At 67.2% G+C, this 19498-nt stretch carries 14 protein-coding genes and 1 pseudogene; 7 read left to right on the top strand and 8 right to left on the bottom strand.

Translation table 11 applies throughout. The annotated features are described in order from the left end of the window. Together P1P70_RS21495 and P1P70_RS21500 are read right to left on the bottom strand one after the other, a co-directional pair. Positions 1 to 267 (bottom strand): annotated as a pseudogene (locus P1P70_RS21495) (serine/threonine protein kinase); the annotation flags it as partial. Between the two features lie 430 nt (positions 268 to 697). Further along, positions 698 to 2533, bottom strand: a complete 1836-nt coding sequence (locus P1P70_RS21500) for a phosphoenolpyruvate carboxykinase (GTP) (RefSeq protein WP_319240219.1) — start codon at positions 2531 to 2533, stop codon at positions 698 to 700. Between the two features lie 350 nt (positions 2534 to 2883). On the opposite strand from P1P70_RS21500, the gene trhA reads away from it, so the two are divergent. The 6 genes from trhA (at position 2884) to P1P70_RS21530 (ending at position 9222) form a co-directional block, all read left to right on the top strand. Then, entirely contained in the window at positions 2884 to 3642 is a 759-nt protein-coding gene (gene trhA, locus P1P70_RS21505) for a PAQR family membrane homeostasis protein TrhA (RefSeq protein WP_319240221.1), read from the top strand. Positions 3643 to 3774: 132 nt separating this feature from the next. Further along, positions 3775 to 5382 (top strand): MFS transporter, encoded by a 1608-nt coding sequence (locus P1P70_RS21510; RefSeq protein ID WP_319240223.1) that lies wholly within the window; start codon positions 3775 to 3777, stop codon positions 5380 to 5382. Between the two features lie 10 nt (positions 5383 to 5392). Then, the gene (locus tag P1P70_RS21515) at positions 5393 to 6040 is read left to right on the top strand and encodes a TetR/AcrR family transcriptional regulator (protein ID WP_319240225.1); all 648 of its coding nucleotides are present in this window, start codon (positions 5393 to 5395) and stop codon (positions 6038 to 6040) included. Between the two features lie 33 nt (positions 6041 to 6073). Further along, positions 6074 to 6793 carry a Mut7-C RNAse domain-containing protein gene (locus P1P70_RS21520; RefSeq protein WP_319240227.1) on the top strand — a complete coding sequence of 240 codons (720 nt, stop codon included), beginning with the start codon at positions 6074 to 6076 and terminating at the stop codon, positions 6791 to 6793. A 1202-nt stretch (positions 6794 to 7995) separates the two neighbouring features. Then, positions 7996 to 8754, top strand: a complete 759-nt coding sequence (locus P1P70_RS21525; protein WP_319240229.1) for a DUF6928 family protein — start codon at positions 7996 to 7998, stop codon at positions 8752 to 8754. A 171-nt stretch (positions 8755 to 8925) separates the two neighbouring features. Beyond that, positions 8926 to 9222, top strand: a complete 297-nt coding sequence (locus P1P70_RS21530; protein WP_319240231.1) for a hypothetical protein — start codon at positions 8926 to 8928, stop codon at positions 9220 to 9222. 103 nt (positions 9223 to 9325) lie between these two features. Here the strand turns inward: P1P70_RS21530 and P1P70_RS21535 are convergent, their stop codons facing one another. The 4 genes from P1P70_RS21535 to P1P70_RS21550 form a co-directional block, all read right to left on the bottom strand. Next, positions 9326 to 9895, bottom strand: a complete 570-nt coding sequence (locus P1P70_RS21535; protein ID WP_319240233.1) for a hypothetical protein — start codon at positions 9893 to 9895, stop codon at positions 9326 to 9328. A 455-nt stretch (positions 9896 to 10350) separates the two neighbouring features. Next, positions 10351 to 11802 (bottom strand): P-loop ATPase, Sll1717 family, encoded by a 1452-nt coding sequence (locus P1P70_RS21540; RefSeq protein ID WP_319240235.1) that lies wholly within the window; start codon positions 11800 to 11802, stop codon positions 10351 to 10353. A 70-nt stretch (positions 11803 to 11872) separates the two neighbouring features. Continuing rightward, positions 11873 to 12442, bottom strand: coding sequence for a DUF4145 domain-containing protein (locus P1P70_RS21545; protein ID WP_319240245.1), 570 nt, complete (start codon positions 12440 to 12442; stop codon positions 11873 to 11875). A 556-nt stretch (positions 12443 to 12998) separates the two neighbouring features. Further along, entirely contained in the window at positions 12999 to 13814 is an 816-nt protein-coding gene (locus P1P70_RS21550) for a class I SAM-dependent methyltransferase (RefSeq protein ID WP_319240237.1), read from the bottom strand. A gap of 55 nt (positions 13815 to 13869) precedes the next feature. Between P1P70_RS21550 and P1P70_RS21555 the strand changes: the two genes are divergently transcribed. Beyond that, positions 13870 to 14589, top strand: a complete 720-nt coding sequence (locus P1P70_RS21555; protein WP_319240239.1) for a GntR family transcriptional regulator — start codon at positions 13870 to 13872, stop codon at positions 14587 to 14589. Between the two features lie 1006 nt (positions 14590 to 15595). Here the strand turns inward: P1P70_RS21555 and P1P70_RS21560 are convergent. Both P1P70_RS21560 and P1P70_RS21565 read right to left on the bottom strand, forming a co-directional pair. After that, positions 15596 to 17974: a galactose oxidase-like domain-containing protein gene (locus P1P70_RS21560; RefSeq protein WP_413471509.1), complete on the bottom strand. Its 2379-nt coding sequence runs from the start codon at positions 17972 to 17974 to the stop codon at positions 15596 to 15598. Positions 17975 to 18039: 65 nt separating this feature from the next. Continuing rightward, positions 18040 to 19332, bottom strand: a complete 1293-nt coding sequence (locus P1P70_RS21565; protein ID WP_319240243.1) for a glycosyltransferase family 2 protein — start codon at positions 19330 to 19332, stop codon at positions 18040 to 18042. Positions 19333 to 19498 lie beyond the last annotated feature (166 nt).

A 19498-nucleotide genomic window follows, 5' to 3' on the forward strand; every position in this document is an offset into this window, starting at 1 on the left:
GGAGGGGCCGGGGACGTACAGCGTGGCCAGCCAGGGGAGTTCGGCGGTGGGGTCGGCGTCGACGACGGCGGCGGTGTAGGCGCCGCTGACCACGCGGGCGGCGGCGACCTCACGGGCGAAGCGTTCGCGGAACTCGGGTTCGGCGGCGAGTTCGGGGCGGGCGACCTTGACGGCGACCTCTCGGCCGGCGGGTGAGCGGCCCAGGTAGACCCAGCCCATGCCGCCCGATCCCAGGCGGCCGACTATCTTGTACGGGCCGATCTTCATGGGGTCACTAACGGGTGTGCGCACCCCGGTCACCTCATTTCGGGGTTCGGTGCGGATGTCCCGAGTGTCCCGCGAATTCCGGTGCGCGGCAGCCTTTTTCGCCCCCTCCGCCCCTACCCGTCCCATCCTGAAGGGGCTGCGCCCCTTCGCCCCCCAGACGTCCGTCCGGTGGGGGCTGGTCGCGCAGTTCCCCGCGCCCCTGAAAAGCAGGGGCTGCGCCCCGTGCTTTTCGGCCCGAAAGGCCGTAGGCCTTTCAGGGGCGCGGGGAACTGCGCGAGAAGCCCCACCCACCCGCACTCGCCAACGAACCCGAACCCCCGAGCTCCCAGGCGTCCATCAAAAAACCGCACAAAAAATCCGCGACCGGCCGAGGAGACGTCGCTGGTCAGGGCAACCCATATCCGGCCGGTCGCGGAGCAAAAGGCGGGCGTCAGCCCAGGCGGCTCACCAGCGCCCGGTACTCGTCCCACAACTCCTTCGGCGTGTGATCACCGAAGGTGTTGAGGTGCTCGGGCACGAGCGCCGCCTCCTCCCGCCACACCTCCTTGTCGACGGTCAGCAGGAAGTCCAGGTCGGCGGAGGAGAGATCCATCCCCTCCGTGTCCAGCGCCTCCCGCGTCGGGAGGATGCCGATCGGCGTCTCGACCCCGTCCGCCTTGCCGTCCAGCCGGTCCACGATCCACTTCAGGACCCGGCTGTTCTCGCCGAACCCGGGCCACACGAACTTGCCCGCGTCGTTCTTGCGGAACCAGTTGACGTAGTAGATCTTCGGCAGCTTCGCCTGGTCCTTGCCCTTGGCGACATCGACCCAGTGGCCCATGTAGTCGCCCATGTTGTAGCCGCAGAAGGGCAGCATCGCGAAGGGGTCGCGGCGCAGTTCGCCGACCTTGCCCTCGGCGGCGGCGGTCTTCTCGGAGGCGACGTTCGCGCCCAGGAACACGCCGTGGTTCCAGTCGAAGGACTCCGTCACCAGCGGCACCGCCGTGGCCCGCCGGCCACCGAACAGGATCGCCGAGATCGGCACGCCCTTGGGGTTCTCCCACTCCGGCGCGATGATCGGGCACTGCGCGGCCGGCACCGTGAAGCGGGCGTTGGGGTGGGCGGCCGGCGTCTCCGCGCCCGGCGTCCAGTCGTTGCCCTTCCAGTCGGTCAGGTGCGCCGGGGTCTCCTCCGTCATCCCCTCCCACCACACGTCGCCGTCGTCCGTGAGCGCCACGTTGGTGAAGACCGAGTTGCCCCAGAGCGTCTTCATCGCGTTGGCGTTGGTGTGCTCGCCGGTTCCGGGCGCGACACCGAAGAACCCGGCCTCGGGGTTGATGGCGTAGAGCTGCCCGTCCTCACCGAAGCGCATCCACGCGATGTCGTCGCCGATCGTCTCGACGGTCCAGCCGGAGATCGTCGGCTCCAGCATCGCGAGGTTCGTCTTGCCGCAGGCCGACGGGAAGGCGGCGGCCACGTACTTGGACTCGCCCTGCGGCGGCGTCAGCTTCAGGATCAGCATGTGCTCGGCCAGCCAGCCCTCGTCGCGCGCCATCACCGAGGCGATGCGCAGGGCGTAGCACTTCTTGCCGAGCAGCGCGTTGCCGCCGTACCCCGAGCCGTACGACCAGATCTCGCGGCTCTCCGGGAAGTGGGAGATGTACTTGGTGCTGTTGCAGGGCCACGGCACATCGGCCTGGCCGGGCTCCAGCGGGGCGCCGAGGGTGTGCACGGCCTTCACGAAGAAGCCCTCGGAGCCGAGCTCGTCCAGCACCGGCTGTCCCATACGGGTCATCGTGCGCATGGAGACGGCGACGTACGCGGAGTCGGTGATCTCGACGCCGATGGCGGAGAGCGGCGAGCCCAGCGGGCCCATGCAGAACGGGACGACGTACATCGTGCGACCGCGCATCGAGCCGCGGAACAGGCCCTTCTCACCGTTCTCGCCCTGGAAGATCTCCCGCATCTCGGCGGGGGCCTTCCAGTGGTTCGTCGGGCCCGCGTCCTGCTCCTTCTCCGAACAGATGAACGTGCGGTCCTCGACCCGGGCGACATCGGTCGGGTCGGACGCGGCGTAGTAGGAGTTCGGGCGCTTGATCGGGTCGAGTTTCCGGAAGGTGCCCTTCTCGACGAGCTCCCCGCACAGGCGCTCGTACTCGGCCTCGGATCCGTCGCACCAGACCACGTTGTCCGGCTCGGTCAGTTCGGCGATCTCGTTCACCCACGCCACGAGTTCTCGGTGGGTGGTCGGGACGGTTGAAGGGGGAGCCGCGATGTCGCGCGCCACGATTGCTCCTAAATGAGGGATTTTTTGTTGGAGGCCCCGTGGGGGCTGCGACCCGGATGCTTCACGGTTGGATCTCTGGGCGCTCATCCGGTGCCGACCACACTCATTTGATCATCCGACGACAGTGCCCATCTGTCCATAGGGCCGCACACGTGAGCATCGTGACCATCACCACTCGTCCGATTTCGCCCAGGAGGTTTCTCTGCGTCACCACCGCTTCACCAGGAGTACCCAGTGGTGCGCCCGGGCCTCCCCCCGCGAGCCCGCCACGTGAGAGGATGGCCACTTACGGAGACGCGAACAGTCCGCACGCTCCCGTAAGTTACGGCTCCGTAGGTACGATGAAGGACATGACAGCGTCCGTCCCCGATGCGCACCCGGAGACGTCGGCCGACAGCCGCGATCCCGACGCGCGATCCCTGCCGCACCAGATCGCCCACACGATCACCGACGAGATCCAACAGATCACCGGTGAGATCAAGCCCAGACTCCGGGGCTGGCTCCATCTCGGCATGTTTCCGGCCGCGCTCGTCGCCGGCCTGGTCCTCACCGCCCTGGCGGGCTCCACGCGCGGTCGCATCGCCTGCGGGATCTTCACCCTCACGGCCTGCCTGCTGTTCGGCGTGAGCGCGCTGTACCACCGGGGCAACTGGAGCCCGCGCATGGACGGCATCCTGCGCAGGCTGGACCACGCCAACATCTTCCTGATCATCGCGGGCACCTACACCCCCCTGACGATGCTGCTCCTGCCGGGCACCAAGGGGCAGTGGCTCCTGTGGAGCATCTGGGCGGCGGCACTCGCCGGCATCATCTTCCGGGTCTTCTGGGTCGGCGCCCCGCGCTGGCTCTACACCCCGTGCTACATCGCGATGGGCTGGGCGGCCGTCTTCTTCCTGCCCGACTTCATGCGCACCGGCGGCATCGCCGTCCTCGTCCTGGTGATCGTCGGCGGCGTCCTCTACAGCATCGGCGGAGTCATCTACGGCCTCAAGCGCCCGGACCCGTCACCGCGCTGGTTCGGCTTCCACGAGGTCTTCCACTCCCTGACCCTGGCGGCGTTCATCACGCACTACGTGGGGATCTCGCTGGTGGCGTACCAGCACGCGTAACGCGCGGACCCGCGTTCTCCCTGGCCACGGCTTCCGAGCCGTGGCCATTTTCGTGCGCCCGGACGGCCCTTGGGCATGAACGCGAGCCCCACACATTGACAGTCGCTCTATTTTGCAAGCTACTCTCATTTCATGGCTACTGTCACTCACCACCCTCCCTCCCGGCCCGACCCCCGCCGCTGGTGGGCCCTCGGCGCCCTCGTCGCGAGCATGCTGACGCTCGGCTTCGACATGACGATCCTGAACGTGGCGCTGCCGACCATGGCCGGAGAGCTGGGCGCGACGACCGGGGAACAGCAGTTGATGGCGGACGCGTACATCGTCGTGTTCGCGGCCCTGATGCTCCCGGCGGGCCTGCTCGGCGACCGCTTCGGCAGGCGTCGGATGCTGATCGTCGGACTCGGGATCTTTCTCGCGGGATCCCTGCTCGGCGCCCTGGCCCGGGACGTGAACGCGGTCGTCGCGGCCCGCACCGTCATGGGGATCGGCGCCGCGCTGGTCACCCCGCTCGCCCTCTCGGTGCTGCCCTCGCTCTTCGCTCCCGACGAGCGCACCAAGGCGGTCGGCATCGTCTCGGCGGGCTCCATGCTCGGGCTGCCGCTCGGCCCGATCATCGGCGGCTGGCTCCTCAACCACTACTGGTGGGGCTCGGTGTTCCTCATCAACCTCCCCATGGCCGCGCTCGGGATCGCCGCCTGCGTCTTCCTCCTCCCCGAGACCCGGGACCCCGCCTCCCCCAGGGTCGACGCCCTCTCCACCGCGCTCACCGCGACCGGCCTCGGCTCCCTCATCTACGCGATCATCGAGGCGCCCACCCGGGGCTGGGGCGACCCGCTAGTCCTGGGCATGTTCGCGGCAGCGGCCGTGCTGATCGCCGCGCTGGTGCTCCGCGAACGGCGGGCCGTGCGTCCGCCCATGCTCGACATGGGGCTGCTGGCCCACCGCGGCTTCCTCTTCCACACGCTCGCCGCGACCCTCGTCATGTTCGTCCTGTCCGGCCTGCTGTTCGTCCTGCCGCCGTACCTCCAGGCCGTCCTCGGCCATGACGCCCTGGGCACCGGGGTACGGCTGCTGCCGCTGATGGGCGGTCTGCTGGTCGGCGCTCGGGCCGCGCAGCCGCTCGTCGACCGCTTCGGGTCACGGGCCGTGGTCGCGTCGGGCCTGGCGGTGCTGTCCTTCGCCGCGTTCCTCGGCAGCCGTACGACGGGCGACTCCGGTTACGGCTTCACGGCGCTGTGGCTGTCGTTCGCCGGTGCCGGGTTCGGGGCGGCCATGGTGCCCGCGATGTCCGGCGCGCTGGCCACGCTGCCCACGGACCGGGCCGGCAGCGGTTCCGGGCTGCTGATGACACTGCGCCAGGTGGGCAGCGCGATCGGCATCGCGCTGCTCGGCAGCCTCCTCGCTGGCGTCTACCGGGACCGCCTCGACGTCACCGGCCTGCCCCCGGCGGCGGCCGACACCGCCGGGGACTCGGTGGTCGCGGCCCACCTGGTCGCCGAACGCACGGGCGCGGCCGATCTCCTGACGTCCGCGAACAACTCGTACGTCCACGGCATGGGCGTGGTCCTGCTGGTGTGCGGCGGCGCCGCGCTGGTCGCGACGCTACTGGCGGCGGCCTTCCTGCCGACCACACCGACCACGCCGACCGCACCGACCGGGCGGGCGGGACGCCGGGAACGCACGAGGCACGAGGCACGAGGCACGGGCCCTGACCTGGCCACGTCCAAGGCCGATGCCTGACAATGACCGCATGACGGCCGCACGCCCCACCGCTCCCACGACCCCCGTTCACCGCGTCGACCGCCCACGACTCGGACTGCGTGAGCGGAAGAAGATCAAGACGCGCGAGACGATCCGCTCCGCGATGTACGCACTGGTCCGGGAACAGGGCTACGACGCCACGACGATCGAGCAGATCGCCGACCGGGCGGAGGTCTCGCCGTCGACCGTCTTCCGCTACTTCCCGACCAAGGAGGACATCGTCCTCACCGACGAGTACGACCCGATCCTCCTGGAGGAACTGCGGGCCCGCCCGGCGGACGAACCCTGGACGGACAGCATCCGCCATGTGATGCGGGAGGCGGTCCGGACCGGTGTCGAGGAGGACGCGGAGGTCGCCCGGCTGCGCACCCACCTGATGGTCCAGGTCCCGGCGGTGCGCTCGCGCATGATGGAGAGCATGTCGGTCACGGGCCGCATGCTCTGCACCGCGATCGGCGAACGCACCGGCCGCGACCCCGACAGCCTGGAGGTCAGGGTCTGGGCGATGTCCCTGATCGGCGGCCTGATGGAGACGTCGCTCTACTGGGCGGAGAACGACCACCGCGACGATTTCGCCGACCTGGTGGACCGCACCCTGCACACCATCCAGCACGGCCTGGGCACGGAAAACCCCTGAGCCTCCGCCCCTCACCCATGCCATCCTGACCAGGTGAAACCCGCCGAGATCCACATCGAAGTCGCCCCCGAACTGGCCCTGTTCGTCCCCCACGCCCACCGCACGGGGGCGAGGCCGCTGGCCACCGACGGGGTCTCCACGCTCGGCCACGTCGTGGAGTCCCTGGGCGTACCGCTGACGGAGGTGGGCGCGCTGGTCGTGGACGGCGGGGTGGTTCCGGTCTCGCACGTCCCGGCCGACGGCGAGTCCGTGACCGTACGCCCCGTCGCCCGCCCCCAACAGGTCCCGGGCGCCCCCCTCCGCTTCCTCCTCGACGTCCACCTCGGCACCCTGGCCCGCCGCCTGCGCCTCCTGGGCGTGGACGCGGCCTACGAGTCGACCGACATCGGCGACCCGGCCCTGGCCACGCTCTCCGCCACCGAGCAACGGGTGATGCTCAGCCGCGACCGGGGCCTGCTGCGGCGCCGCGAGCTGTGGGCCGGGGCGTACATCTACAGCACCCAACCGGACGAACAACTCCGCGACGTACTGGCCCGGTTCGCCCCGCCCCTCCACCCCTGGACCCGCTGCACCGCCTGCAACGGCCTCCTGAACCCGGCGACGAAGGAACAGGTGGCGGACCGCCTGGAAGGCGGCACACAACGCTCGTACGACGTGTTCGCCCAGTGCGCTTCATGCGGCCGCGCGTACTGGAAGGGCGCACATCACGAACAGTTGGAGGCGATCGTGCGGGAGGCGTTGCGGACGCGTTGAGGGTGAACAGAGGGTGCGTTGCGGGTGAGTGGAGGGTGCGGACGGGCTGAACCGGAACCGGTCCGGGCAAGGCACGGTCGACGTTTCACGTCATGCCGTTCACCTCGCTCAAGCACGTTATGGCGTTCCCGAGCCGTCTGCTCGGTGCCGTCATAGCGGTGACGGTCGATGGCCATTGCGCGGTACCGTGAGGTGCTTCGTCCTTTGTCATACGGGAAGTTCACATGGCTCGCCGTTCCCCGGGCGAGATCAGGGCCGAACGGCCTCGGCGCGTGCTGGCCGACAGGCGCGTGGCCATTGACGGGCTGCGCGCCGCGACGAATCACGAAATCGCTCGGTTCGAGGCACGTCATCAGCTGCCGGCAGGGCATGTTGCCCATGCCTTCAGGGCCTGGGCTCTGGCTCCACACGAGTGGCCGGACCAGGGAGCGAACCACGGCTACGGGACAACGGACTGGGGGGACATGCACGCGCGAACGCTGTTGCAGGATGTGGCGGCTGCGATGCGGCGCAGAAGCAGGCGTGACTTTCTGGCGGCGGTTGCTTCCTTGGATGATCGTTACGTCTCACGAACACTCCCTGATCCCTACGCGGCGAGTTGGGACCCGTGGTGGAAGCGTCGCCTCAAGGACTGATCGGCACTGCGCTGCTCCAGCTGACAACAAACAGCCCATTTTTCCGTACCGCCACGCCTGGGTGGAAACGCGCGTGTGCGTGACAACCCAGATGGCTTCAGCGGCAGCGGTGTGCAGTGAGGCAGGGAGCCTCGGCAACAGTCCGAGGCTCCCGTTCTTGTTCGGCGTGCACCTTGGCACGCCCGCGGCGGGGGCCGGACCTGGTGACCACCGCATTAGGAGTTCGATCTGGAGCCCTATGCGGAGCCAAGCTAGCCCAAGGCCCGGCTCGACCGGATCCAGGCGAGGATGTCGACGGCCTGGCGGCCGCGTTGGGGGCCCTGGTTGAGCTCGCGGCGCTGAAGACAGGCAAGCTCGGCCGGCCTCGGAGCTCTTCAGGTTTCGAGGGCGCGATGGCGCCCGGCACCCCCGCTGGGGCAACTCCAACAACTCGTCCGGCAGCGTCGGGCGACTTTGGACGGACCAGAGACGGCCCAGCCGGGGGTCCTCGGGCTTCGTCATCTCGCGTTGTCAGTGGGGGCGGCTACTGTGCACCCGCCAACGAGAGCAACACCCTGGGGAGGGGCTTTGGGAGCCAAGACGGGCTTTCTGGTGTACGCCGACGGCGACGTACCGGGGCTGCTGCGAGAAGCAGGCCCAGCGGATCTCGCACGCACGGCCGGCATGATGCGGCTGCTCTACCCGGGCTGGGAGATAGAGGAGAGCGAGGGTTCGACTCTCTGGGACGGCGTATACCCCCCGGAGGGGACGGCGTACGCGGCGAGCTGGCCCGGCCTCGAGGTCATCGGCGACCAGAGGGTGATGATCGACTTCCCTTCCCAGCTCCCGGAACACCTCGTGGCTGCGAGTATCGGCCGGCGGCTCGTGCTGCATGCCATGCACAGCGTCGTGGACTGGCTCGCGTTCGCCGTGTGGGAGGACGGCCGACTCGTCCGCTCTCTGAGTCTGTCCCCGGACAGCGGCATCATCGAGAACATCGGCGAACCACTCTCCTTCGAGCTGCCCTACTGGGCCGGAGACCGCCCGGCCGACGTCATTCCCTGGCCCGACGAGGACGAAGAGCCGTACCCACTGCCGTTCCACCCCTTGGAACTGGGCGAAGACGCACTGCGCGCGCTCTGCGGCTTCGTACTGGAGGGCCGCCCCGAGCCGGACGACATCGACACGGACAGCATCCGACTGCATGGTTTCCGGGTCCGGGACCCGCACGGCCCTGATCCCGCTGAGCGGGAAGCGGCGTTGCAAAGGGCCATGGAATCCATGGGCCCACCGCGCTTCTTTTCTCTCGGCCCTGACGGCTCACTCATCGAGCGCGACGGCCTTTAGCTTGGGACTTCTTCGTACCGAAGCAACTTGGGTACGTGCTCCGCCATGGGCTGGTGCGCCTCTTACCTGCGTTGATGGTCCGCTGACGTTCGCGGGCGTCCGCTGTTGTTCGTCGGCGTTGTCACGCAGTTAGACACTCAAGGGTTCCGGGGGCGCGATACAGTGCGCGCCGTGGACATACCCGGCTGGTTCGTCTGGCTCGCTCTCGGTCTGGCCGTCTTGCAGGCCCTCGGCCTCGTTCCCGTCATCCGCCGACTACACGAATCCGACTCGGCGGTGCGTTTCGAGGCGCGACTTGACCTGCTGGACGTCGCCGCCTCCCTGCTGCTCTTCGGCGGCCTGGTGCTGAGTCTCGCAGTCGCGGAATCCTGGTTCTGGCTCACCTGTGCTGGCTTCGTGCTTATGACCGCCGTGTATGCCGTCAAGGGTGCCCGCTGGCTCCGCGCTCGTCAGCGTCACACGGCCTGACCCAAACGACAGGTGCTGACCGCTCGGCGCACTACTTCTTCTTGCCCTGGGTCTTGTCGGGGATCTTGGTGAGCTGGGTTTTTACTGGTCAGGGGCGGTGAGGTCATGCGCTTGGTGGTTGTCGTTGGTCATCATTGGCCACTGTTGAGCGGCCTTGGACGGCCCAGGGACGGCCCAGACGTCCGCTCATCGAGGCGGTGCCGTTGGTTGCTGTGGCTCTCTGGTGCGACCGCATTGCGGTTCGCAGCGCTTCGAGTTCGGTTCGGGGAAACATCCGGCCCCATTGGGACTCGTAGGCTTCTTTGCCCAGTTCGTAGTCGATCCGGTCGAAGGCCCGGACGGCGGACCGTGCGAGTGCCGTGACGGTGTGGCGGCCTGACCAGAGAACTACCCCTGAGCTGTCCGGAGCTTGGGCGTCGTCGGCCCTGACCAGGCGGGCATCAACCGCAGATCCATCTCTGTGGAAGAACCACCAGTACACCTGTGGCTCTCCTTCGAACTCGGCGCGTGTGTCCTCGTCACCGAGCACGAGCCGGGCAACGGCGTACAGGAACTCCTCGGGCGCGTCTGTAATGTAGGAAGCAATGGCCTCTGCCTCCCCGTGATCATCAGCAACTTTGACGCTCGCCCAGCCGTGACTGCCCAACGTCCATGTGATCGCCAGAGACGACATCTCCCCCTCCTCCGGGGTGACTCTAGGGACTCAGATGCCGTGCGGCCGAGCCCTCAGCTTGGGAAGCTAAGGGTATCTGCGGCCTCTTCCTGGGCTGACCTGCGGTGAAGCAGCTTCGGGGTCTGGTGGGCGGTTGGCTGGTTCCCCGATGTTCCCCGTGGTTCCCCGCGCGATCTGGCACGGGTCTGGCACGGCCTGGTTGTACCGAACCCTGGGCTGGCCGGTCGACCATCGAGGGTGGTTGTCGGTCGTGCGAACGCGGTGGGTTCCAAATCACTCGGCTCCTGTACTGCAGCCAGCCTCTTCGCGCTCAGGTTGGCACAAATGTTCCGAGCCGCAACGGAGTCGCTCGGCTCTTTGAGCGGGGCAGCCAAGGCCCCGGCGCGATATCCACCGAGCCGGGCACCACGGTGTGCTACAGGAAGGCAGGTCACCTCCCGAGGTACAGGCTGTGGTCAGGCTACATTGAAGGTCTTCCAAAGACCTGGATGCAGTTGCATCCCATCGTCATAGACCAAGGCAGCTTGAGGGTTTCGGAATTTAAATCTGAAGTATTGTTCATAACCGCCAGCAGGGCCGCCTGAAGTTACATTGCCGAGGAATCCGCTATCGAACAGGGCGGACAAAACCTTTTCCGGGTCGATTTTCCCTTTGAAGCGATGGTCGCGCTGCACCACCTCGACAAGTTCCCGATGCGAGAATTGTCGCTTTCTTAGCGTGCCAAGAAGTTCTTCAACGCGTCGAATGTCTTCCTGCTGAAAGTAGGTTGATAGAGCATCCCGCATCTCCCCGATGAAGTAACTGCCGGAATATTCCGTGACGCCCGCCAAGACAATAGGCTCCGGGATCTCGCCGGGTTGTTCTACGTGCCCCTGAATGACCTTGAGAAGCTGAAGTAGATCTCTCGGAGTGTGGCGTGTTTGAAGCAATAGAAACTCAATGGCGGCCCTGCCCGAGATGCGTTCAGGGAAGAAATCATCGAACACATTGGAGCAGTTAGGGTCTACTAGCCTTGCTCGCAGATTAGCCAATCGGACCAAGTGGGTCGCTCTGAAATCTCGCGTGTTCTGGTACCAGTTCAGCTCTAGCCCGTCATCACGCCGGATCTTTCCTGCCCGTGGAAGAGAAAGGCGGGTGTACAAATCGGTCCGGCAGCAAACAATGATTTTTACTGGACTCCCGGCTGTAACGCAGAGATCGTTGAGATCGGCTGCCGCTTGGATGAGGCCGCCAAGCAATGCTGCGCGACCTTCCTGGACGATAGAAGCATCGTCCAGACCGTCAATAAAGACATAGTGCTGACGCGAGCTTCTAAAGGTCGAGACCTCGTGCTTCAGATAAGCAATCCAATCTTCGAGCCTACTTGCGTCGGTGCTTCGCGAGGGACTTGAAGGCGGGAGCGAAGTGTCAGTGGTGTCGACATTGCTCGTGCGCAGCCTTTTCATGGCTGCCGGACTCTGCGGTGTAACCCCTGCTTTTTGAAGCTGCTCGTGCGCAGCGCTGATGCTCTCCCTGTGTGTTTGATCTGCTTGAGCGTCTTGGGCCAATTGGGACACAATATGAATCAGTAGGTGTAGTTCCCAGACCCATTGGTGGCGAATGTGAGGGTCAATCGCCTCCGGGACGATGCCTCTAAATTCCTTCAAAGAAAGTCGATCCACATGGATGGGGGCTGGAGCAGAGTATCGACTTGGCGAGTCCTTTGCGATCAGCTGCAGCCGTCCCCCAATAGCAGATTTGCCAGACCCTTTATAGCCGAGAATCAGGAATTCATGTGAATTCAGCACGCTTTCCTCGATCCTGCCGAGGTCGTAGTACCCCTCCCGCAATAGCCGCGGAGATCGGTTGTATTCGCGACCTGAATCCGCGTATCCGAAGTCAAACTTACGAAAATCTCCGGTGACCATGACGAGGTTCTCTCTGTGTAGGCTGCATGGCGTCGATTACGTATGTCGGCTTTGAAGCCCCTATTGGATTCTAGGGATTCACGGAACCTTGTTGCCGATTTAGGCGTTGCTGGCGGGCGCGCTCTACGCGGGCTGGTGATTGATAAACTTCAAGAAGAACCTCGTCCATCAATGTCAGGATCTCTGCCGTCTCCTCGTAAGAGAATGGCCCACTCAAAATATCGCCGTGCGCCACATCATTCCCACCCATTCGGACTTCATGTGCTGCCTCTTTGATGTGCTCCCGAATTAGTCCGGAGGTGTGAAGCTGACCAATCTTCGCATAAAGGTTCCCGTTTGTGATTCCCTTATCTTTGGCTGTAGCTTCGATTACGGCGCGCGCGAGGATTACGGCGCCTCTACCTGCATTCACAGATAGGCAGTCGTGAGCCTCCATGGCGAGCGATGCAATCTCGGCAGGTACATCGGGGAAATCCTTGTGTGCTCCAGCTCTAGGGAGCCATTGCTCTGGCTCCTCTCCATCCATATGGCCATAACGGATGAGAAGCTTTCCGCAGTGATCACATCGATGCGCTTGCGAGTATGTTTCTCGCTGAAAGTCCGCTCCCCCCTGGAAGACGGTTTCACTCAACGGACTCATGTTGGCCACTCGGCCACACCATCCACACGCCGTGCTCGTCATGGAGTGAGGCTATCGACCTGCGCCGAGCAGTACCTGTCATATGTCGGAAGTCGATCGCGGACTCCGTAGGTCGGCGGAGCGGCTTTGGGGTGGCGCTGCTTTGGCGCGAGTGATCATGGCCCCGTAAGCTTCCGGCGCGTCGGGCAGTCTGTGGACCTGCCCGTAAAGCACGACGTTGGGGCCATGATCTTCGAGGCTCGCGCCAAAGTGGCTCCGTAAAGCCGCGGAGCCGACCGCCCCAGCCACGACGTACCCCTTCTCTGGTATCAGGCGGCTGCATGCTTGAGCGCGGCACGGGCGCCGGCCGGGCTGGAGCGGGGCGGAGACAGGAGCGCAGGCCCGGCCGGGGGCCGGGCCGCGCGTGGGGAGCGGAGCGAGCCGCCTTGAACCAGTAGAGAAGGTTTGAATCATGCTCGTGCTGCCCTGTGTGTCCGATCCCGGGTGCTGCTTGACAGTTCGATCCCAGCTGATGGTTGACAGGGGCCGTGGTCGGCTTTTCTGTGCGTGCCGCCGCTCACCTCGGCCGTCGGCCGACCACCAGCAGGTGGGAGCTAGCCGCCAGCAGTTCCGGATAGGGCTCGGCCATGCGGGCCGCCGTCAGGGCCGATTCGAAGAGGGGGGAGTCGGCGAGGGGCTGGCCCGTGTGGCGTTCCGTGGCGGCCAGGAGGGACCAGGCGGGGCCCTCGATGCCGTAGACCTCCGTGGAGGTGAAACCGGCAGAGGTTGCCTCTTCGAGGAGTTGGGCGCCGGTGTGGAAGTACGCCTTCGTGAACGCCTTCTTTCCGTCGTGGAGTTGGGTGGCGAGGATGTCGCGGATGCTGTCGCGCAGGGGCTCCCTGTGGAGGTGGGCGAACGCGGTGTGTTCGAAGAGGGAGGCGTAGCGGTTGATGCCTGCCGCCGCGATGAGGCCGCCCGGTTTGAGGACCCGGTGGGCCTCGGCGAGGGCGCGGTCGCGGTCGGTTCGGTCGGGTAGGTGGTAGAGGGGGCCCAGGAGGAGGACCACGTCGCACGAGGCGTCGGCTTGCGGGAGGTGGCGTGCGTCGCCCAACTCGGCCGTGGCGCCCGCCTGTTCGGCTTGGGGCAGGTGGCGGGGGATCGGGTCGATGACGTGGACTTCGTAGCCGTCCTCCACCAGCCAGCGGGCATGCGCGCCCGGGCCGCCGCCCACGTCGAGGATCCGGGCGGGTGGGGCCGGCAGGTGACGGCGTAGCAACTCCTGGGTGCGGACCATCTCCAGGTGTCCGTCCGCCGTGGTGGACAGCCGGGCGGACTCGTCGATCGTCTCCGTGTAGAACCGGACGATCTCCGGCGCTACCTCAGGGCTTGTCATGCGGGCATTCTGGTGGCGAACCGGTGGACCAGTCCAGCGATCGGAAACGAGACCCATGCCGCAGTTGAAGTACGAGCAGATCGCCGAGGATCTGCGCTCACGGATCGCCAACGGCGAGTTCGGCCCCGGCGAGCTGCTGCCCTCCGGTCGCGATCTTGCCGAGCAGTGGGATGTCTCCAGAGCCACTGTCGTCAAGGCGTACGACGTACTGCGCAACGACGGTCTCGTCAGCGCCAAGCAAGGTGCCGGATTCGTCGTCGTCGAAACGCCGGTCGCCCGGCCCGCCGGCGCCCGCCGCGCCGGTTCCAGCCGAGTCACGGGCGGCGCCCCGTATCGACGTATCGGCGTCCCCGACCGTGCGGTGCCGCCACCGCGTGTCGCGGAAGCGCTGGGGCTGGACGCGAGCGACGAAGCGCTGCGGAGGACGCGGCTCGTGCTGCTCGACGACGGCTCCCCTCACACCCTGGTGACGGCCTGGTTCCCGGTCGACATCGCCGAGGCGGCACCGCGTCTGGCCCTGAAAGGGCCCATCGCGGAGGGGACCACGCACTACGTGCGGCGCGAGACGGGGCGCTTCCCGGCGGAGGGGACGGACTCGACGACGGTGCGACTGGCCGAGAGTGAGGAAGCTCGGCTGTTGGAAGTGGAGCAGCCGGCCGCAGTGGCTGTCGTGCTGCATGTCGCCTTCGACCAGGACCACCGACCGCTCGTCTGCGAAGAGGGTGTGACCGCCTCTCACGTCTTCGAGCAGGTCGACAACTACCCCATGGGGTAGAGAAACTGACGATTCACTTGACTGGACCGGTCCACCGGTCCAGTCTCTTTTTTGGCGTCGCACAGGCCGCTGTCGCGACGCGGTCACTCCACGCCCGACAGCGGGCAAGGCAGACCCCGGCGACCGCCGACACGGTCCCGGGGCATGGCCGATCCGACTAGGAGACCGACAATGCGCCTTGTATCACGCGCCTTCCTGCGGGTGAGGGCGGTGCTCTTCGGACCACCACTTGAATCCGACCGCACGGCCCACGAACCAGCCCCAGGCACGGCCCCGGCGCCCCTCGCCACTGCTCGGCATCACCGAGGACGGACCCCATGTCCATGGCTTCGCACCGAACTGCCGGAGATCACCGCTGAGGACATCGCCAGCACCCTCGTCGGCGCATACGTCCTGAGTCCCGAGGTTCGGCAGCAGAGGCGACAGCAGAGCATGCGGACACCGCAGTTCGCAGAGGCAAGCCGATGAGGGCCGGACAGGACCGGGCCTGGCCGTCCGCCACCCGACGCCTCGAGATCCCCATGCTCCGCGCCTACCGGTTGTGGTTCGAGCACACCCGCACATGTGCCGTTGGGTGCAAGGGCAGCCCCAAGGCCCAGGACGGTTGCGAGGTCGGGCGGCAGCTGTGGGGGACGTACCGCCTCACCCGTATCGGGAAGGGTGGGGGCACGGCATGACCTGGAGCATTGAGCGCGCACCTGGGCGGCCTGTGCGTCGTACTGAAGAGGGTCGGGTCGTCGTCCCGCTACGGCTGAACGGGACCGGTGGCCGACACCCCACCGACACCGACATGTCCCTCACCCTCGTCGAGGCCGAACACCTGCACGCCGCCCTCTGTCGTGCCCTCGACGGTCATCCCCCGGCTCCGGCCGCGCCGGACTGCCGTCACCCCGTTCAGGCCTCGCCCGGCGTCACTCGCTTCGTCGGCCCCGCATAACCGCCAAGGTCCCGTACCCGGCGACCACCACCGGATACGGGACCGATCAGGGCTGTTCGCCGAGGAGCTTCAGCGGCGGCTCACGTCCCCCTTTCCGCAGGCCCGGCCATCCCGGTCGCGGTCCAGCTTCAGTGGGTCGTCCTTGCCGTTCACCTTCAGGCGGCCGTAGTCGTTCCGGGTCAGCCACTCGCAGCGTGCGGCCGTCGTGTTCTTCACCTCCGCCGGGAACGTCGTCGGGACGCAGACGTTCGCCGTGCCGTAGTGGCGGTCGCAGCCGGAGATCGTCGGGCTGACCTTCTTGGACCTGGTCTTCTTCCCCGGGCCCGTGACCTTGCCCTTCGGGGCGTCCGCGAAGTCGTGGACGTGGGCCGACGGGGTCTCGCCGGAGGCCTGCGCGAGGGCGGACGGGCCCTGGAGGTGGACCCATTCGGCCACCGACGGGACGCCGTTCGCGTCGACCGCGAAGAGCATGTACCAGCCCGGCGGGGCCAGGTTCGGGTTGCTCGTCACGTTCAGGTCGACGTTGTTGCCGTCCACCGACAGGGGGAGGTCCACGAAGCGCTGGTTCGGGTCCGAGGAGTGGGTCACGGCGGCGGGGCGGATCAGTTCCGCCTTGGCGATCGGGCGGTCCACCGTGATGCGTTGCGTGTCGCCGTACACCCACTCCTTGTCGATCACCGAGGTGATGGCCGGGCGGTCGCCCTTCAGGAGGTACGGCGGGGTGTAGATCGACACGTCGTGGTTCCAGGTGCCGTTGCCCGGGTTGTCGCCCGTGGTCATGACGCGGCCGTCGGGGAGCAGGAACGCCGAGGAGTGGTAGCCGCGCTCCTCCGGGTCCGTCGCCACCTGGTCGAACGTGTTGGTCGCCGGGTCGTAGATCGACGTCTCGTAGACCGGGTCGGCACGGTTGTGCAGGGCGCCACCCGTCTCCAGGACCTTGCCGTCGGGCAGCAGCACCGCCGAGACGTACATCTTGCCCTGGTCGCCCGTCTGGGCGACCTTGCCGTTGCCCAGGTCGACCGTGCCCTGCGGGATCGGCGGGCCGGCGACGTACGCGGGGTTCGCGGCCTTGAGGTCGATGATGTCCGTCAGACGGTTCGCCACGGGGTTGGACTCGATGTTGCCGCCGCCGAGCGTCAGGACCTTCTGGTCCTGGGCCGGGGGCAGCAGGACGCTCGCGGACTGGTCGCGTTCGTCCTTCCGCTGCAGGCCCGGGACCTGCGTGACCGTGTTGGCCCCGTAGTCGTAGATCGCCGAACCCGTGCCCGGGATGTTGTTGCCGAAGACATGGCTGCCCGAGTAGAACAGGCGGCCGTCCTGCATGAGGATCATCGACGGGTACAGGCCCCAGTACGACCAGGTCTGGTTGACCTTCCAGAGTTCGAGCCACTTCTGCTCGGCGTCCGACCACAGTTCGGCCGTCACCGAGCCCGTGGAGTCCTCGCGCAGGCCGCCGAAGGAGATGACGTCACCGTTGCCGAGGATCGTCGCCGACGGGTACCAGTGGCCGTCGTTCATGTCGTTCGTCCTGGAGTACGTCTCCGTCACCGGGTCGAAGACGTACGAGTCCTTGTAGCCCTCGTAGCCGTGCGAGCCGTCGGCCGCCGGATAGGCCTTGTTGCCGCTCATCACCAGGACACGGCCGTCGTCCAGCTGGACGTGGCCCGCGCAGAACATGTCGTCGGGCGTCGGGATCTGCTTGTACGTGCCGTTCTTCGGGTCGTACACCGCCGACGTGAAGGTGCCCGCCTCGAACATCTCCTCGCTGTTGCCGGAGCCGGCGATCAGCAGCACCTTGCCGTTGTTGAGGACGACGGAGTGCATGGAGCGGACGGGGTTCTGGGTGGGCAGGACGTCCCAGCGGCCGTTCTCGCACTCGGCCGGCGTACCGGTGCACTCCGGGTCCGGGACCGGGTCGGCGACCTGGTCCATCGTGTAGTCGTCGGTGGTGACGGAGCCGGTGCCGTAGACGGAGACGCCCCAGGTGATCCGGTCGGTGCCGGCCGGGACCGCGGGGGTGCGGACCGTCGCCTCGGTCCAACTCCCCGCCGTCTCCAGCGTCTTGAGGTCGGTCCAGTACTGCCAGCCGGCCGTGGTGTCGTGCCGGAAGAGCGTGAGGGACGTGTCCGGGGTCGTCGACTTGTACCAGAGGCCCAGGTCGTACTGCTTGCCGACGGTGACCGACGGCGCACAGGCCGCCGACTCGGTGATCAGGGCCTTGCGGTCGCCGGAGGCCCGGCGGGTCAGCTCCACCTTCATGGCCCGGGAGCCCGAGTGGGCGTCCGCGACCGTGGAGAAGGTGAAGTCGTTGTCGCCCCAGCCCGACTTCGACCAGCAGTACGGCATGTCGCCGCTGCCGGCCGTCTCGAAGCCGGGGTTCTGGATGAGGTTGGCGGCGGACGCTGGCTGCGGCGAGATCAGCAGCAGGCCGGAGGCGAGTGCGCCCACCGCCAGCAGGGCTGTTCTCCTTCTCGGTCTCGTCCGGGTCTTCCAACGGTTCTTCAGAAGGTCGATCACGCGGCTCTCCTTGCCGACTCCTCGGGCTGCTCGGGCTGATCGGCCTGCTCCGACCGCTCCGACCGGCCAGCCCTCTTCTCCTCGCCGCGCTCCCCACGGCGAGACCCCCTGCCACGGCCGGACGTGCCGCGCGGCAGGTAGACGAGCGCCTCGGTCCCCACGAAGCGCAGCACGAACGTCGTCACCAGGGCGAGCGCGGTCGCGGGCAGCGCCCCCATCCCGAACTCGCCGACGAACAGGGCGATCAGCGGGATGCGCAGCACCAGATCCGCGTTGGCGAGCAGCGCGAACCTGCCGATGCGGTCCCACCCCTTGCGGTGCCTGCGCCGCTCGCGGAAGCACAGGTGCTCGATGAGGAGGAAGTTCCAGACCACCCCGAGCTGGTTGGCGAGGATCTCCGCGGGGACGTAGTGCATGCCGGCCGAGGTCAGGGCGTGGAGACCGGCGAGGTTCGGGACGAATCCCGTGACACCGATCAGCCCGAAGACGATCATGCGGGCGAGCGGCGAGGCCGTGCGCAGCCCCATGAGGTGGCGCAGGAACCTGAACCCCTCCCGTGCGGTCGACTTGGACTCGCCGGCGTAGCGGTCCTGGAAGACGAACGGCACCTCCGTGACCCGCCGGGGGCGGCTGCGCACGGCGAGTTCGAGGAGGATCTTGTAGCCGAGCGGCTGGAGGACGTCGGCGGTGACGGCGCTGCGGCGGATGGCGAAGAAGCCGCTCATCGGGTCGCTGATGCCGTGCAGCCGGCGCGGGAAGAGGGCCTTGGTGAGCCACGTCGCGCCGCGCGACACGGCCACGCGGTAGCTGCCCGCGAGCCCGGCCCGGCTGCCGCCCTTGATGTAGCGGGAGGCAACCACCAGACCGGCACCCGAGCGTTCCCCGGTGGCCACCAACTCCGGTACCAGCGAGGGCGGGTGCTGGAGATCGCCGTCCATGACGACGATCCAGTCGGAGCCGGCCGCCTTGATCCCCTCGACCACCGCGCCGCCGAGTCCGCCGACCGGTTCGTCGCGGTGCAGCACGGTCACCGGGAACGGGCAGTCCTGGGCGGCGGCGTCGATGACCTCCGGGGTGTCGTCGGTGGAGTCGTCCACGAAGACCACCTCGCAGGGCAGCCGGGACGGCACCGTTTCGGTGATTCGGTGCAGCAACTCCCGTACGTTGGCGGACTCGTTGAAGGTCGGTACGACGATGGTGACGGCGCCCGGCTCGGGCACCTCGGCGCCGCGCACCGCCGGGTCGCCCAGCTCTCCGGGGGCGGTGGACTCGTAGCTTCCGCTGCTCATCGGTCGCCTCCAGCGGCCTCGGTCTCGCGGATCCGGTCGTCGTCACCCTCGGCGGACCCGGACCCGGACCCGGACCCGGAGCCGGCCCCACGTGCCCGGTCACCTTCACCGCCCCTGGCCTCCGTCTCGAGCCCCGGGTCCCCGTCACCGCCCCCGGCCTCCGTCT

Origin of the sequence: Streptomyces sp. MB09-02B (genome assembly GCF_033794485.1) — a bacterium.
GTDB lineage: Bacteria > Actinomycetota > Actinomycetes > Streptomycetales > Streptomycetaceae > Streptomyces.